Below are 15,413 nucleotides of genomic sequence, written 5' to 3'. Positions count from 1 at the left end.
CGCGCGCCCATGTTCTATTTTCTCGCAGAATGGCTTGAATTCGAAGGAATTTTCAACCTCGTCAGGTACCAGACATTCCGCGCCGGCGCGGCCATGATGACCGCGCTGCTGATCGGCCTGATCATCGGCCCGCGCTTCATCAGCATGCTGCGCGTGCGGCAAGGCAAGGGCCAGCCGATCCGCGCCGACGGTCCGGAGTCGCACCAGAAGAAGGTTGGCACCCCCACCATGGGCGGGCTGATGATCCTTACGGCGCTGACCGTGTCGATGCTGCTGTGGATGGACCTTTCCAACCCGTTCCTGTGGGCCTGTCTCGCCGTGACGTTGGGCTTTGGCGCGATCGGCTTCCTCGACGATTTCGACAAGGTCACCAAGCGCAGCCACAAGGGCGTGCCGGGCAAGGTGCGCCTGCTGGGCGAATTCATCGTCGCCGGTATCGCCACCTGGATCATCGTGCAGGAAGTGGGTTCGACCGAGCTGTACCTGCCCTTCGTCTTCGGCGGCGGGGTGGAACTGGGCTGGGCCTTCTACCCGTTTGCCGCGATCGTGATCGTGGGCGCGGGCAATGCCGTGAACCTGACCGACGGGCTGGATGGCCTTGCCACCATGCCGGTGGTGATCGCCGCCGGTGCCTTCGCGCTGATCTGCTACCTCGTCGGCCGCGCCGACTTCTCCGAATACCTCGGCATCCCGCACGTGCTCAGCGCGGGCGAGATGGCCATCATGTGCACCGCCATCATGGGCGCCGGCCTTGCCTTCCTGTGGTACAACGCCCCGCCGGCCGCGGTCTTCATGGGCGACACCGGCTCGCTGGCCCTTGGTGGCGCGCTGGGCGCCATCGCCGTGGCCAGCCATCACGAGATCGTGCTCGCCATCATTGGCGGCCTGTTCGTGCTGGAGGCGGTCAGCGTGATCGTGCAGGTCTTCTGGTTCAAGCGCACCGGCCGGCGGATCTTCCGCATGGCTCCCATCCACCACCATTTCGAACAGCTCGGCTGGAGCGAAAGCAAGGTGGTGATCCGCTTCTGGATCATTGCCATCGTGCTCGCCGTGATCGGGCTCGCCACGTTGAAGCTCAGGTGATCACGGCAAAGGTCTTTTCCGGCAAGAAATACTGCGTGCTCGGGCTCGCCCGTTCCGGGATGGCCACGGTGGAAACGCTGCTGGCCAGCGGCGCCGAGGTGACGGCCTGGGACCGGCGCGAGGAACCGCGCGAGGAACTGGCAGGTCGCGCTGAGTTGGCGGACCCGCTGGAGATCAAACTGGTCGGGTTCGACGGGATTGTCGTCTCGCCCGGAGTGCCGCTCAACACCCATCCGATTGCCGCGCGCGCCGCCGCTGCCGGCGTGCCCGTGATCGGCGACATCGAGCTGTTCGCGCTTGCCCGGCCGGAACTGCCCGCGCACCGGGTGATCGGCATCACCGGCACCAACGGCAAGTCGACCACCACCGCCTTGACGCATCACCTGCTGGATCAGGCGGGCGTGCCTGCGCGCCTGGGCGGCAACATCGGCCTGCCCGTGCTGGGGCAGCAGCCGCTGGAAGCGGGCGGCGTCTACGTGTTCGAGCTGTCCAGCTACCAGATCGACCTCACGCGCTCGCTGGCCTGCGACGCGGCGGCGCTGATCAACATCACCCCCGACCACCTCGATCGCTATGACGATTTTGCCGCCTATGCTTTTGCCAAGGGGCGGCTGTTCGCGATGCAGGGTGTCGACCAGTTCGCCGTGTTCGGCTGCGAGGACGCGCCGACCAGCGCGGTGCAACAGGCCGAGGCGGCCCGGCGTCCGGAAGGCAATGCCGTCTGCGTCGATGCCTGGGCATGGGAGCCCCACCAGCAGGACTGGCCGAGCCTGCAAGGCCCGCACAACCTGCAGAACGCCGCCATCGCCGCCGCGCTGGCGCAGCGCATGGGCCTCACCCGCGAACAGGTGCTCCAGGGCCTCGCCAGCTTTGGCGGCCTGCCGCACCGGATGGAGCGGATGGGTAGCTGCAACGGCGTCCTCTTCGTCAACGACAGCAAGGCGACCAACCCGGCCTCCACCGCCCCGGCGCTGGCGGCCTATCCGCCCGAAGGCGCGGGGCCGCGCATCCACTGGATCTGCGGCGGACTGGCGAAAGAGCCGACACTGAACGACTGCAAGCCGCATTTCGGCAATGTCGCCTGCGCCTACACCATCGGCGAGGCCGGTCCGATGTTCGCCGACCTGCTGGAGCCGCACGTGCGGGTCGAACGCTGCGAGCTGATGGCCGAGGCGGTTCGCCGCGCAGTGGCCGCGGCCGACTGCGGGGACGTCATCCTGCTCAGCCCGGCTTGCGCCAGCTTCGACCAGTTCCGCGACTACGAGGCGCGCGGCGAGACCTTCCGCGAACTGGCCGCGCAGATCGGCTGCAACGCGACCCCCGTCGAATGCGGCTTCGATGCGAGGTCGGCGGCATGAGCACTTCGCAGCTCTATATCCCGCGCGCCGGAGACAAGCCCAAGCGCCCGCCGAACCTGCCGCAGGATCGCAAGCGCGAACTGCGCATCTGGTGGCGCGAGATCGACCGCTGGCTGCTGTTCTTCGTGCTGCTGCTGATGGCGGTCGGCACGCTGTCCGTGGCGGCGGCCTCGCCGGCCAGTGCGCATCGCCTGTCGACGGCGGAGGAAACGCTGCCCGACCTGTATTTCTTCTGGGCGCATATCCGCTGGCAGGCTCTCGGCCTGCTGGTGCTGGTCGGCACCTCGCTGGTGCCGCGCGAACTGCTGCGGCGGGGCACGATCGTTTTCGCCGGGGCGATGCTGGTGCTGCTGATGCTGGTGCCCTTCATCGGCTACGAGGTGAACGGCGCGAAACGCTGGATCCGCTTCGGCCTGGGCGTGCAGCCGAGCGAGTTCCTGAAGCCCGCCTTCGCCGTGACCATGGCCTGGATCCTGTCGTGGAAACTGCGCGACCCCAAGCTGCCGGTGATCGGCATTTCCGCCGGGCTGGTGGGCTTCATCACCGTGCTGATGCTGGCGCAGCCCAACCTGGGCGGGGCGATCCTGTTCATCGGCGCATGGCTGGTGATGGTGATGCTGGCGGGCCTGCCGTTGCAGCGCATCGGCATGCTGATGGGCGCGGGGATAGCCGGCATGCTGCTGGCCTATCTCACCTACGACAACGCCCGGAACCGCATCGATTCCTTCTTCGGCGGACCCTCTGCCTACGATCACGTCGACCTTGCCAACCGCACGCTGACCGGCGGCGGCTGGACCGGCAGCGGCTTCTGGCTGGGCGAGAACAAGATGCGCCTGCCCGAAGCGCACACCGACTACATCTTCTCCGTCATCGGGGAAGAGCTGGGCCTGATCGTCTGCGCCATCGTGGTGATGCTCTACCTCGCGATCATCCTGCGCGTACTGATCCGGCTGGTGGACGAGGACCGGCTGTTCATCATCCTGGCCGCCAGCGGGCTGATCGCGCTGTTCGGCGGGCAGGCGTTCATCAATATTCTCGTCAACCTGCAGCTTTTCCCCAGCAAGGGCATGACTCTGCCGCTGGTGAGCTATGGTGGCTCCTCGACAATTGCGCAGTGTTTCACCATGGGGCTGCTGCTCGCGGTAACGCGGCGCAACCCCTTCCTCGCGCGCGAACCGTTCGACGTGCGCGATGCGCTGGAAAAGGAGGACGGGCAATGACGGCGGCATCGTCTCGCCATTTCGTGCTGGCTGCCGGAGGCACCGGTGGTCACCTGACCCCTGCGTTCGCGCTGGCGCATGAGTTGGAGCGGCGTGGCCACCACGTCGCGCTGATCACCGACGAGCGCGGGGCGGCCATTCCCGGCAAGCCCGATTTCCTCCCCGCCCATGTCCTGCCCGCAGGGCGCTTCGGCAAGAACCCGCTGCGCTGGCCGGGCGCGATCAAGTCGGTGATGGAAGGCCGGCGCATGTCGCGCCAGCTGTACGAGAGCTTCGAGCCGAGCGCGGTGGTTGGTTTCGGCGGCTATCCCGCGCTGCCCGCGCTGCTAGGCGCGAAGGCGATGGATATTCCCACCGTCATCCACGAACAGAACGCCGTGCTGGGCCGGGTGAACCGCCTGCTGGCGGGCCGCGTCAACGCGATCGCCACGTCCTACCCCGATGTCGATCGGCTGAAGCCCAAGCACCTCGCGAAGACGCACTTGGTCGGCAACCCGGTGCGCCCCGGCGTGCTGAGCCTGCGCGACGAACCGTTCCCGGCTTTTACCGAGGATGGCCTGTTCCGCGTGCTGGTGACCGGTGGCAGCCAGGGTGCGCGGGTGCTTTCCGAAGTGGTGCCCGATGGCCTCTCGATGCTCGCGCCTGCCCTGCGTGCGCGCCTGCAGGTAACGCAGCAGTGCCGCCCGGAAGACCTTGACGCCGTGCGCGCGCGCTACGCCAATCACGACATTCCCGCCGAACTGGCCACCTATTTCGAGGACATGGCCGCGCGGCTCGCCGATGCGCACCTGTTCATCGGCCGTGCGGGAGCCTCGACCATTGCCGAACTGACGGCGGTCGGCCGTCCGGCGATCCTCGTACCGCTGCCGATTGCCACCGACGATCACCAGGCGGCTAATGTTCGCGAAGTGGTGAAGGCCGGCGGTGCGCGCTCGATCCGCCAACATGGCTTCACGGCCAAGGAACTGGCCAAGCAGATCAACGCCATGGCGCAGCGCCCGGAAACGCTGGCCAATGCGGCCCACGCGGCATGGAATTGCGGCCGCCCCGATGCGGCGAAGGACCTTGCCGACCTGGTCGAGAGCTTTGGCGGGGCGGACATGATGGACGTCATCCGCGTCGGCTCGAACAATGCCCGCGGTGCGACGCAGGACGTCGAAGCGGGGCAGGGCGCCGCGCGGGAGCGTTCCGAATGAAGGCCATCGGTACCGATATCGGCACCATCCATTTCGTCGGCATCGGCGGCATCGGCATGTCCGGCATTGCCGAAGTCATGGCCAACCTCGGCTACACGGTGCAGGGCAGCGACATGGCCGAGAACGCGCGTGTTCAGGCCTTGCGCGACAGCGGCATCAAGGTGACCATCGGCCACGACGCGGCCAACCTTGGTGATGCCGCCGTGGTTGTTACCTCGACAGCGGTGAAGCGGAGCAATCCCGAAGTCGCCGCCGCACTAGAAGCGCGCATCCCCGTGGTGCGCCGCGCGGAAATGCTGGCCGAACTCATGCGCCTGAAGCGCACGGTTGCCGTCGCCGGCACCCATGGCAAGACGACCACCACCAGCATGGTCGCCGCGCTGCTGGACGCGGGCGGGGTGGACCCGACCGTGATCAACGGCGGCATCATCGAAAGCTATGGTTCCAACGCGCGGCTGGGTGACAGCGAGTGGATGGTGGTGGAGGCCGACGAAAGCGACGGCTCCTTCCTCCGGCTCGACGGCACCATCGCGGTGGTCACCAATATCGATCCCGAACACCTCGATCACTACGGCGATTTCGAAGCGGTGAAGGACGCCTTCGTTCAGTTCATCGAAAACGTGCCTTTCTATGGTGCGGCGGTGCTGTGCATCGACCACCCGGAAGTCCAGAATGTCATCGCCAAGGTCCGCGACCGGCGCGTGATCACCTATGGCTTCAGCCCCCATGCCGACGTGCGGGCGGAAAACATCGCGCCTGACGGCGGCACCACGCGCTTCGACGCGGTGCAGACCAATCGCGACGGCAGCGAGCTGCGCATCGAGAATATCGCCCTGCCCATGCCCGGCCGCCACAACGTGCAGAATGCCTGCGCGGCAATTGCCGTGGCGCTGGAGATGGGTTGCGAACCCGACACGATCCGCGAGGGTTTCTCGCGCTTCGGCGGAGTGCGGCGGCGATTCACCCACGTCGGCACGATCGAGCCGGACATTCGCGTGATCGACGATTACGCGCACCACCCGGTCGAAATCCGCGCCGTGCTGTCCGCTGCGCGCGACGCCGCCAAGGGGCGCGTGATCGCCGTCGTGCAGCCGCACCGCTTCACCCGCCTTCGCGACCTGCTGGAGGAGTTTCAGGGCGCTTTCAGTGACGCTGACCTGGTTTACGCCGCCCCGGTCTATACTGCCGGTGAAGACCCGATCGAGGGCGTGGACGAACACGCGCTGGTCGCCGGACTGAAGGCACGCGGCCATCGCCATGCCATGCCGGTAACCGGCCCGGACGACCTTGCGCAGCGGCTAGCCGAGGAATTGGCACCCGGCGATATCGTCGTCTGCCTTGGTGCAGGCGATATCACCAAGTGGGCCGCGGGACTGGCCGACGAAGTTGCCAAATACCGTGCGGGAGACAGCGCATGACGCGGCAGCCCGGTGAAAACCTGTGGGTCAGTGGCGCGCCCGGTTCGGCCGAGGGCGCCGGCGGCAGCGGCTTCGTGCCGCGCGACGTGCGCGGCACGCTGACGGCGGACGCCTCGCTGGCCAAGATGGTCTGGTTCAAGAGCGGCGGCAAGGCCGACTGGCTGTTCGAACCTGCCGACCTCGACGATCTCGTTTCCTTCATGTCGAAGCTGGAGCCCGGCACGCCGGTGATGGCGCTGGGTCTCGGCTCCAACCTCATCATCCGCGATGGCGGGGTTCCCGGCGTGGTCGTGCGGCTGGGCAAGCCGTTCTCCTGCGTCGAGGTGAAGCGCGATTGCGTGCTCGAATGCGGTGGCGGTGCGCCCGGCATCCTCGTCGCCTCGCAAGCGCGCGATGCGGGGATCGCGGGGATGGAATTCCTGCGCGGCATTCCCGGCACGGTCGGCGGCTTCGTGCGCATGAACGGCGGGGCCTATGGCCGCGAGGTGGCCGACATCCTGGTCGATTGCGACGTGGTCCTGCCCGGCGGCAACCTTGTTACCCTGCCGGTGGAAGACCTCGAATATTCCTATCGCCACTCGCGCCTGCCCGATGGCGCCATCGTGGTCGCCGCACGCTTCAAGGGCGTGCCCGGCGACCCGGCGGCAATCGGCGCGGAAATGGACCGGATCGCCGAAGAGCGCGAGAAATCGCAGCCGCTGCGTACCAAGACGGGCGGCTCCACGTTCAAGAATCCCGAAGGCGCAAAGGCCTGGCAACTGGTCGACGAGGCTGGGTGCCGCGGCCTGAAGATGGGCGGTGCGCAAGTGAGCGAGAAGCACACCAATTTCCTGATCAACACCGGCGATGCCACCAGCGCCGATATCGAGGGGCTGGGCGAAGAAGTTCGCCGCCGCGTGGCGGAGAAGACCGGTGTGACGCTGGAATGGGAAATCCAGCGCGTGGGGAGGCCGTAAGTCATGCCGCGTCTGGGATCCCCCCACATCCTCGTCCTGATGGGCGGCTGGGCCAATGAGCGCGAAGTCTCGCTCATGTCGGGCAAGGGCGTGGCCGATGCGCTGGAAAGCCTTGGCTACCGCGTGACGCGGCTCGACATGGACCGCGACGTGGCCGCGAAGATCCGCGAGGCCGCGCCGGACGTCGTGTTCAACGCGCTGCATGGCGCGCCGGGTGAGGATGGCACGGTGCAGGGCATGCTCGACCTGATGGGCATTCCCTATACCCACGCCGGGCTCGCCACCTCGGTCATCGCCATCGACAAGGAACTGACCAAGCACGCGCTGGTGCCGCACGGCATCCCTATGCCCGGTGGCCGCGTAGTGAAGTCGGAAGAACTCTACGAAGGCGATCCGGTCGCGCGGCCCTATGTGCTCAAGCCCGTGAACGAGGGCAGCAGCGTGGGCGTGGCCATCGTCACCGATGACAGCGATTGCGGCAATCCTATCAGCCGCGATGCCAAGGGGCCGTGGCAGGACTTCAAGCAGTTGCTCGCCGAACCCTTCATTCGCGGGCGTGAACTGACCACGGCGGTGATCGACACCGGTGAGGGGCCGCGCGCGCTCGGGGTGACCGAGCTGATCGTCGCCAGCGGGTTCTACGATTACGAGAACAAGTACACCGAGGGCCGGACGCAGCACATCTTCCCGGCGGACCTGCCGCCGGAGATCGAGCGGTTGTGCCTCGAATATGCCTTGCAGGCGCACCAGCGGCTGGGCTGCGAGGGCGTTTCGCGGTCGGACTATCGCTGGGATGACGAACGCGGCGAAGCAGGCCTGTTCCTGCTCGAAACCAACACCCAGCCGGGCATGACCCCGCTCAGCCTGGTGCCCGAACAGGCCAAGGCCTGCGGCATCGAATACCCGCAGCTGTGCGAGCTGATCGTCGAGGACGCGCTACGGCGCGCGGGGAAGCTGGGCTGATGGCCAGGAAGAACACCCGCAAGACGCAGGGCGTACGGCGGCAGGCGCGCAAGGCCGGCACCACGCGGAAGGTCCGCTCGGCGCGCAACAAGGGCCAGTCGCTGCTGGGCCGTGCGTTGGCGCTGCTACCGTTTACCACCGAGCAGGTGCAGCGAGCCTTCACCGTGCTGATCCTGGGCGGGGCCGTGGCGCTGGCGGTATTCGTCGCGCAGGTTTCCGGCGCGACGACGGTCGCGGCCAATCAGGTGGCGCACATGGCCAGCAATGCCGGCTTCAAGCTACGCCACGTCGAACCGCAGGGCGTCGAGCGGATGAACGTCAACACCATCTACGAGATGGCGTTCGGCCAGCAGAATCTCGCCATGACGCGCGTCGATACCGAAGGACTGCGTGAAGACCTGCTGACCCTGCCGTGGGTGAAGGATGCCCGCGTCTCACGCCAGCTGCCCGACGTGCTGGTGGTCAACATCATCGAGCGCGAACCGCACGCCGTGCTGCGCCGCGCCGACCGGCTGGTGCTGATCGATCCTTCGGGCGTGGAGCTGGAACCGATCTCGACCAGCGATGCCGCCGAGTACCTGCTGATCGAGGGGCCGGGCGCACAATCGCAGGTGGAGGCACTGGAGCGCCTGCTCGACGCCGCGCCTGCCCTGAAGGGCCGCGTTACCGGCGCCGAATGGGTCGGCAACCGGCGCTGGAACCTGACCTTCGAGACGGACCAGCGGCTGGCGCTGCCCGAAGGGTCGGACCGGGCCGCCGCCGCGCTGATCAGTTTCGCTCAGGCCGATGGCGTGCACCGCCTGATCGGCGGCGAGGTGGTCAGCTTCGACATGCGCAACCCGCCGCGCATGTACATGCGCGTGCCGGGACGGGCCGAACAACAGGAGCTGCAGCTGCAACAACAGGATGAACCGGCGGAAGAGGCTGAAGAAGCCGAAGAAGCCGAAGAGGAAGGGGAAGCCTGATGGCGACGGGACAACAGCGCATCGCCCGCGTATTCGGCGCGGTGAACATCGGTTCCTTCCGCGTGTCCGCGATCATCGCCGCGCTGACCGAAGGTGGCGAGATGCAGGTGCTGGGCAGTGGTCATCGCGCCAGCCAGGGCATCAAGCGCGGCTATGTGGTCGACATGGCCGCCGCCACCTATGCCGTGCGCGACGCGCTGGAGCGGGCCGAGAAGCTGGCCGGCACCAGTGTCGATTCCGTGTGGATCGGCTGTTCGGGCGCGGGCCTCGCCAGCGAAATCCGCCCGGTCGAGATCGGCATCGGCGGTCGCCGGATCGAGGAAGAGGACATCGAGGCGCTGCTGGTCGCCGCGCGCGAAAGCCTGGAGCCGGATGGCCGCACGGTGCTGCACGCGCAGCCGGCCTGTTATTTCCTCGATGGCGCGCACGGCGTCTCCAACCCCAAGGGCCTGCACGCGGACCGGCTGGGCGTGGACGTGCACGTGATGCTCGCCGACGGCGCACCGGTGCGAAACCTCACCGAGGCGGTGCAGAATGCCCACCTCGACGTCGAAGGCGTCGTCGCCTCTCCGCTCGCCACCGGGTATGCCTGCCTCACGGTCGAAGAACGCGATCTTGGTGTGGCGCTGGTGGAACTGGGCGGCGAAGTCACCAATGTTTCGGTCTATGCCGGTGGTATGCTGGTAGGGCTGACTGCCATCCCGCGCGGTTCGGGCGACATCACCGATGCCATCGCCTCGGCCTTTTCCGTCCGGCGCTTCCAGGCCGAGCGGCTGAAATGCGTTTCCGGATCGGCCATCGCCAGCCCGACGGACCATCGCGAGATGATTCCGGTCGCCAACCCCAGCGAGGACGGCGCCGCGCCTACGGGTACGCCGCGTCAGGTGCCGCGGGCCGAGCTGATCAGTGTCATCACCGGCGAGCTCGACATGCTGATGAGCGACGTTGCCAAGGCCCTGGATGCAATGGGCTTTACCGGCAGCGCACCGGGCTCCAGCGCGCGGCAGGTGGTCATTACCGGCGGCGGCGCGGAACTGGCGGGCCTGGCCGACTATGCGCAAGGCGTGCTCGGCGTGCCTGCCCGCATCGGCAAGCCGGCGGCGCTGCGCGGCTTGCCCGAAGCGCACACGACGCCCGGTTTCGCCACCCTGACGGGCCTCGTGCTTTATGCCGCCGAGGACCCGATCGACATCCGCGCCATCGGATCCCGGTTCACGCGTACGTCCAGCTATGGGCCGTTAACCACGCTGGTCCGTATCTGGGGCGCGATGCGCGAGTATTTCTAGCTGTGGATAGTGAGATACCTCTTATCCTTTACTTTCAGCCTTTATGGCAAAGATACGATTGGCAGAATTCCTAGGCCTGCCGAGGAGAAGACGAGATGAGCATCAATATTGGCCCGCCTTCGGTGGAGGAGCTGCGCCCGCGGATTACCGTGATCGGCGTGGGCGGTGCCGGTGGCAACGCCATTGCCAACATGATCGAGGCCGAGATCGAGGGTGTCGACTTCATCGTCGCCAATACCGATGCGCAGGCGCTCAACAGCTCGGCCGCCGAACATCGCATCCAGCTGGGCCCGGATATCACCCAGGGCCTCGGTGCCGGCTCGCGCCCCGAAGTCGGCCGCGCCGCGGCTGAGGAAACGGTCGAGGATATCGAGCGCGCGCTGGAAGGCGTGAACATGGTATTCATCGCCGCCGGCATGGGCGGCGGCACCGGCACGGGCGCCGCGCCCGTCATCGCCAAGATCGCCCGCGACAAGGGCATCCTGACGGTCGGCGTGGTGACCAAGCCGTTCCTGTTCGAAGGCACGCGACGCATGCGCTCTGCCGAAAGCGGCATCGAGGAGCTGCAGAAGCACGTCGATACGCTGATCGTCATCCCCAACCAGAACCTGTTCCTGGTGGCGAAGGCGGAAACCACCTTCAAGGAAGCCTTCATGCTGGCAGACGAAGTGCTGCAGCAGGGCGTCCGCTCGATCACCGACCTGATGGTGATGCCGGGCCTGATCAACCTCGACTTTGCCGACGTACGTTCGGTGATGGGCGAGATGGGCAAGGCCATGATGGGCACCGGCGAGGGCGAAGGCGACAATCGCGCGCTGGAAGCCGCCGAGCATGCCATCGCCAACCCGCTGCTCGATGGCGTTTCGATGCAGGGCGCCAAGGGCGTGATCATCTCGATCATCGGCGGCGAGGACATGAAGCTGCTGGAAGTCGACGAAGCCGCCAACCACATTCGCGAGCTGGTCGATCCCGAAGCCAACATCATCTGGGGTTCGGCCTTCAATCCCGAACTGGACGGCAAGATCCGCGTCAGCGTGGTTGCCACCGGTATCGAGCAGACCGGCCAGCTGCCGCAGGAAGAATCCCGCCCGCTGGACCTGTCGGCCTCGCGCGGGCCGCGTACGCCAGGCCTCGCCATTCCGGTGGACGACACCGCCGTCGAGGATGACGGACAGGATGATTTCTCCGCCACCGATGACGACGATACGCTGGACCTCGGTTCGGTCGAGGAAGCGGTCGAAGAGGAAGCTGCACCTGCTCCCGTACCCGAAGCTTTCGGCGACGAGGGCGACGCTGAGGAGCTGGTCGAGCCGGCTGACGACAGCCACTACGGCAGCGACGAGAGCGATGGCTACGGCGAACCGGAAGAGGCTCCGGAAGAGCCGACCGGTTATGGTGCCGAACCGGAGGAGGCACCGGATTCGACCTTCGAACTGACCGACGAGGCCGCTTACGAGGAGCCTGTCGAAGAGGCCCCGGCAGAGGAACCCGTTGCCGAGGATACGCCCGACCAGGACGAACTGCTGCTGGATGCCAGCCGCCTTGCCGAGGCGGACGAGCCGGTCCAGCCGCAGGGCGGTCGCCGTGCGCGCATGCTGGGTGCGGCAGGCGTCTCGGAAGACCAGGGCGCTGGCGAAGAGGCTCCGGCAAGTGGCGGTGGTGCTCCGGCTGGCGGTTCGGGCGGCGGTGGCGGTGCCCCGCCAAGCGGCAGCACACTGTTCGAACGGATGGCCAACCTGTCACGTCAGGCACCTGCCGCTGACGACGACGAGGACGACGACGATGATGGCGGTTCGGTGCGCATCCCGCGTTTCCTCGGACGACAGAACAACCAGTAGCCGCGACAAGTTGCAGCAAAGCATTCTCGCCTCGTTCAGCGAGGCCGGTATAGTGCGCGAAAGATGAATCGATCGCGTCTGCAATTCCTTGCCCTGCTTGCCAGCGGTGTCGCGGCAGGCCTGCTGCCTGTCGGGTCGGTGCCTGCCGGTGCGCAGGAAATCGTCCAGCAATTGCCTGATCCGGCGACGGAAACGCTGAACGACGCCCTGCGCCGCCTCTCGCGCAATCCGGAAAGCGTTCCCGCGCTGGTGGCGGCTGGCCGGGCATCGCTGGACCTCGACGATGTGGAGGCCGCGCGGGGATTCTTCACCAGGGCGCAGAATGTCGCCCCGGAGGACGGCCGCGTCCTCGTGGGGCTGGCGCTGGTCGCCGTGCGTCGCGGGGAGCCGGTGACGGCGCTCCAGCTGTTCGAGAATGCCGACGCGGCGGGAGAGCCGATGGCGCCCTATGCTGCCGAGCGTGGCCTCGCCTACGATCTGGTGGGGCGCAACGACCGCGCGCAGCGGCTCTATCGCCTGGCCCTATCCCAGCGGGAAACGCCCGAGGTGCTGCGGCGGCTGGCGCTGTCCTATGCCATCGGCGGCAATGCCGACGCGGCCGAGGCCACGTTGCTGCCGCTGCTGCAGCGGCAGGATCGCGCTGCCTATCGCACCCGTGCCTTCGCGCTCGCCATCCAGGGGCGCGAGGAGGAGGCCATTGCGATCACCGAGACGATGCTGCCGCAGCGCCTTGCCATGCGGCTTGCTCCCTACCTGCGATACATGCCCAACCTCACCCGCGCGCAGCAGGCCGCGGCCGCCAACCTCGGCCGCTTTCCCGCTGCCAACGAAGTTGGCCGCGACACGCCGGCGATTGCCGCGCTGGCACAGAGCACCGAACAGACCGCACCGGCGCCGCAACGGCGCAGCGCCGTCGAACGCCTGCGCCCAAGCGGGGAGCCTTTGGGACCGGCTGCCGGTTCTGGCGAATTGCCGCCGCTGAACCAGCCAGCCACGTCCGTGGCCCAGGTCCCTGCGCCGCAGCCCGTGGCCGAACCAGAGATGCAATCCACGACGCAACCGGAAGAAGTTGCCGCGGCACCTGCCGGAGAAGGTGAACTGCCACCAGTGGCAGCCGCGGAGCCGTCGTTCTCGCTGCTCGACCTCCCCAATTCGCAGGTCAGTTCCGCGCCCGCCGAAGCGGAGATCGTGCAGCCCGCGCCGGAGCCGGAACCCGAAGTTGTCGATCTGGCCGAGGCCTTTGCCGACTTCTCGCTGGACAATGCGCAGATACCCTCGGCTGCCGGGGCCGTGGACATCACCACGATCGAGCCGCCGCGCGAATCGCCCGCGCCCGCCGAACCGCCGCCTCCGGCACATCCGGCGCGCCATTGGGTGCAGGTGGCGACCGGGCAGGACACTTCCGCTTTCCGGTTCGACTGGCGCCGCATCGTGCGCAATGCGGACGGGTTGCTCGACGGAGCGGAGCCCTTTGTGGCCCGCTGGGGGCAGACCAACCGCTTGCTCACCGGTCCCTATGCCAGCGCCCGCGAAGCGCAGGAAAAGGTCAGCGCGCTGGCCGCCGCCGGCGTCGATACCTTCCGCTTCAGCAGTCAGGAAGGCGAGGAAGTTCAATCGCTTGATTGATTTTTCCGCAGGCTTGCCCCCAAGCTATCCAGAGGCTTGTTCACATCTTGCCAACAGGCAAAATCACTTTTGCCCGACCAATTGGGGGTAGGCGATTGCACGGATCATGGTTGCCAACGCATTAAGTGCGACATGACAAATGCCCCTGGTCAGCAGCAATCATGAACACCGGACGCGATACCATCGAGGCGACCGAGGATGCCGCCCCGGTCGAGATGCTCACTGCCATGTTCGAAGCCCATGGCTGGGCCTGCGAACAGGTTGGCGACGACGAGGTGACGGGCGAGGTTCCGGGCAGCTGGACGACATACCAGGTGCGCGGCATCTGGCGGTCGGAGGACAAGGTCCTGCAACTGCTCTGCCTCCCCGAAATCCGCGTTCCCGACGCCAAGAAGCGCGTGGCCTATGAATTGTTGGCACTGGTCAACGAACAGCTCTGGCTGGGCCATTTCGACATCTGGTCGCAGGGCGGGGTCATGCTTTACCGCCACGGCCTGATGCTGGGCGACGATGGCTTGCTGAGCCTCGACATGGCCTCCATGGCCATCGAATCGGCGATATCGGAGTGCGACCGCTTCTATCCCGCCTTCCAGTTCGTGCTGTGGGGCGACAAGTCCCCGCGCGAGGCGCTGGACGCGGCATTGGTGGACGCCGCCGGAGAAGCTTGATTTCGCGCACAGGCGTGCCAAGTCCTGCTGCATGACATTCGCAAAGATCCTGATCGTCGGCTGCGGCAACATGACCGGAGCCATGCTCGAAGGCTGGCTTGCGGCCGGCACGCCGCGCGAGGCCTTCACCGTCGTTACCCCGTCACGTGAAAGCGTGCCGGGGGATGTGGAACTGCTGCGCGAAGTGCCGGAAGGGCGGCAATTCGATGCCGTCCTGCTGGGATTCAAGCCGTACATGCTGGCGGATATCGCCCCGACGCTGCAGGGCGTAGCCGGAGCGGGTGCGACGGTGCTGTCCGTCCTCGCCGGGGTCGAGCTCGAATCGCTGCGCCGCCACTTTCCCGCTGCCGGGGCGGTGGTGCGGGTGATGCCGAACCTCGCGTGCGCCATGGGCAAGTCGCCGGTGGCGCTGGCCGAAACCGGGCTGGACGAAACGCAGCGCGAAGCGCTGTTCGGCCTCATGCAGCAGCTCGGCACGCCCGAATGGGTGGGGGAGGACCGCTACGACCTCGTTACCGCGCTGGCAGGCAGCGGACCGGCCTTCGTCTACCGCTTCATCGATGCGCTGGGCACGGCCGCCGTGCGCCTCGGCCTGCCGGAAGAGCAGGCGCGCACGCTGGCGGTTGCCATGACCGAAGGCGCCGCGACGCTGGCGCAGCAATCCGAACATTCGCCGGGCAAGCTGGCCGACATGGTCGCCTCGCCGGGCGGCGTGACCCGCAAGGGCATGGACGTGCTGGACGACGGCGAAGCGCTGACCCAGCTGATGACGAAATGCTTGCGCGCGGCACGCGATCGCAGCGCCGAAATGGCCCGCGAAGCGCGGGATTAGGGGC

At 67.1% G+C, this 15,413-nt stretch carries 13 protein-coding genes; all 13 read left to right on the top strand.

What is annotated here, in order from left to right:
• Window positions 1–9 precede the first annotated feature (9 nt).
• The 13 genes from mraY (at window position 10) to proC (ending at window position 15,409) form a co-directional block, all read left to right on the top strand.
• The gene (mraY, locus tag OZN62_RS05640; RefSeq protein ID WP_269101791.1) at window positions 10–1,083 is read left to right on the top strand and encodes a phospho-N-acetylmuramoyl-pentapeptide-transferase; all 1,074 of its coding nucleotides are present in this window, start codon (window positions 10–12) and stop codon (window positions 1,081–1,083) included.
• Window positions 1,080–2,441, top strand: a complete 1,362-nt coding sequence (gene murD / locus OZN62_RS05635; RefSeq protein WP_269101790.1) for a UDP-N-acetylmuramoyl-L-alanine--D-glutamate ligase — start codon at window positions 1,080–1,082, stop codon at window positions 2,439–2,441. The genes mraY and murD overlap by 4 nt, the downstream gene beginning before the upstream one ends.
• Window positions 2,438–3,661 carry an FtsW/RodA/SpoVE family cell cycle protein gene (locus OZN62_RS05630; protein ID WP_269101789.1) on the top strand — a complete coding sequence of 408 codons (1,224 nt, stop codon included), beginning with the start codon at window positions 2,438–2,440 and terminating at the stop codon, window positions 3,659–3,661. Before murD ends, OZN62_RS05630 begins: the two co-directional genes overlap by 4 nt.
• Entirely contained in the window at window positions 3,658–4,857 is a 1,200-nt protein-coding gene (gene murG, locus OZN62_RS05625) for an undecaprenyldiphospho-muramoylpentapeptide beta-N-acetylglucosaminyltransferase (protein WP_269101788.1), read from the top strand. The genes OZN62_RS05630 and murG overlap by 4 nt, the downstream gene beginning before the upstream one ends.
• Window positions 4,854–6,275 carry a UDP-N-acetylmuramate--L-alanine ligase gene (murC, locus tag OZN62_RS05620; protein WP_269101787.1) on the top strand — a complete coding sequence of 474 codons (1,422 nt, stop codon included), beginning with the start codon at window positions 4,854–4,856 and terminating at the stop codon, window positions 6,273–6,275. Before murG ends, murC begins: the two co-directional genes overlap by 4 nt.
• Before the next feature lie 125 nt (window positions 6,276–6,400).
• Window positions 6,401–7,231, top strand: a complete 831-nt coding sequence (gene murB / locus OZN62_RS05615) for a UDP-N-acetylmuramate dehydrogenase (protein ID WP_269102114.1) — start codon at window positions 6,401–6,403, stop codon at window positions 7,229–7,231.
• Between the two features lie 3 nt (window positions 7,232–7,234).
• On the top strand, window positions 7,235–8,194 hold the full coding sequence (locus tag OZN62_RS05610) for a D-alanine--D-alanine ligase (protein WP_269101785.1): 960 nt from the start codon (window positions 7,235–7,237) through the stop codon (window positions 8,192–8,194).
• Complete coding sequence (locus tag OZN62_RS05605; RefSeq protein WP_269101783.1) at window positions 8,194–9,159, top strand: cell division protein FtsQ/DivIB; 966 nt, start codon at window positions 8,194–8,196, stop codon at window positions 9,157–9,159. Before OZN62_RS05610 ends, OZN62_RS05605 begins: the two co-directional genes overlap by 1 nt.
• Entirely contained in the window at window positions 9,159–10,445 is a 1,287-nt protein-coding gene (gene ftsA / locus OZN62_RS05600) for a cell division protein FtsA (RefSeq protein ID WP_269101781.1), read from the top strand. The genes OZN62_RS05605 and ftsA overlap by 1 nt, the downstream gene beginning before the upstream one ends.
• Before the next feature lie 95 nt (window positions 10,446–10,540).
• Complete coding sequence (gene ftsZ / locus OZN62_RS05595) at window positions 10,541–12,283, top strand: cell division protein FtsZ (protein WP_269101780.1); 1,743 nt, start codon at window positions 10,541–10,543, stop codon at window positions 12,281–12,283.
• A gap of 63 nt (window positions 12,284–12,346) precedes the next feature.
• A complete protein-coding gene (locus OZN62_RS05590; protein WP_269101779.1) occupies window positions 12,347–13,909 on the top strand; it encodes a tetratricopeptide repeat protein in 1,563 nt (520 codons plus the stop codon).
• 161 nt (window positions 13,910–14,070) lie between these two features.
• Window positions 14,071–14,577 carry a YbjN domain-containing protein gene (locus OZN62_RS05585; RefSeq protein WP_269101778.1) on the top strand — a complete coding sequence of 169 codons (507 nt, stop codon included), beginning with the start codon at window positions 14,071–14,073 and terminating at the stop codon, window positions 14,575–14,577.
• Between the two features lie 31 nt (window positions 14,578–14,608).
• Complete coding sequence (proC, locus tag OZN62_RS05580; RefSeq protein ID WP_269101777.1) at window positions 14,609–15,409, top strand: pyrroline-5-carboxylate reductase; 801 nt, start codon at window positions 14,609–14,611, stop codon at window positions 15,407–15,409.
• The last annotated feature ends 4 nt before the right edge of the window (window positions 15,410–15,413 follow it).

The sequence above is a fragment of the Aurantiacibacter sp. MUD11 genome (genome assembly GCF_026967575.1).
Classification (GTDB): Bacteria; Pseudomonadota; Alphaproteobacteria; order Sphingomonadales; family Sphingomonadaceae; genus Alteraurantiacibacter.
This window is presented reverse-complemented; position numbering and strand designations above follow the sequence as displayed.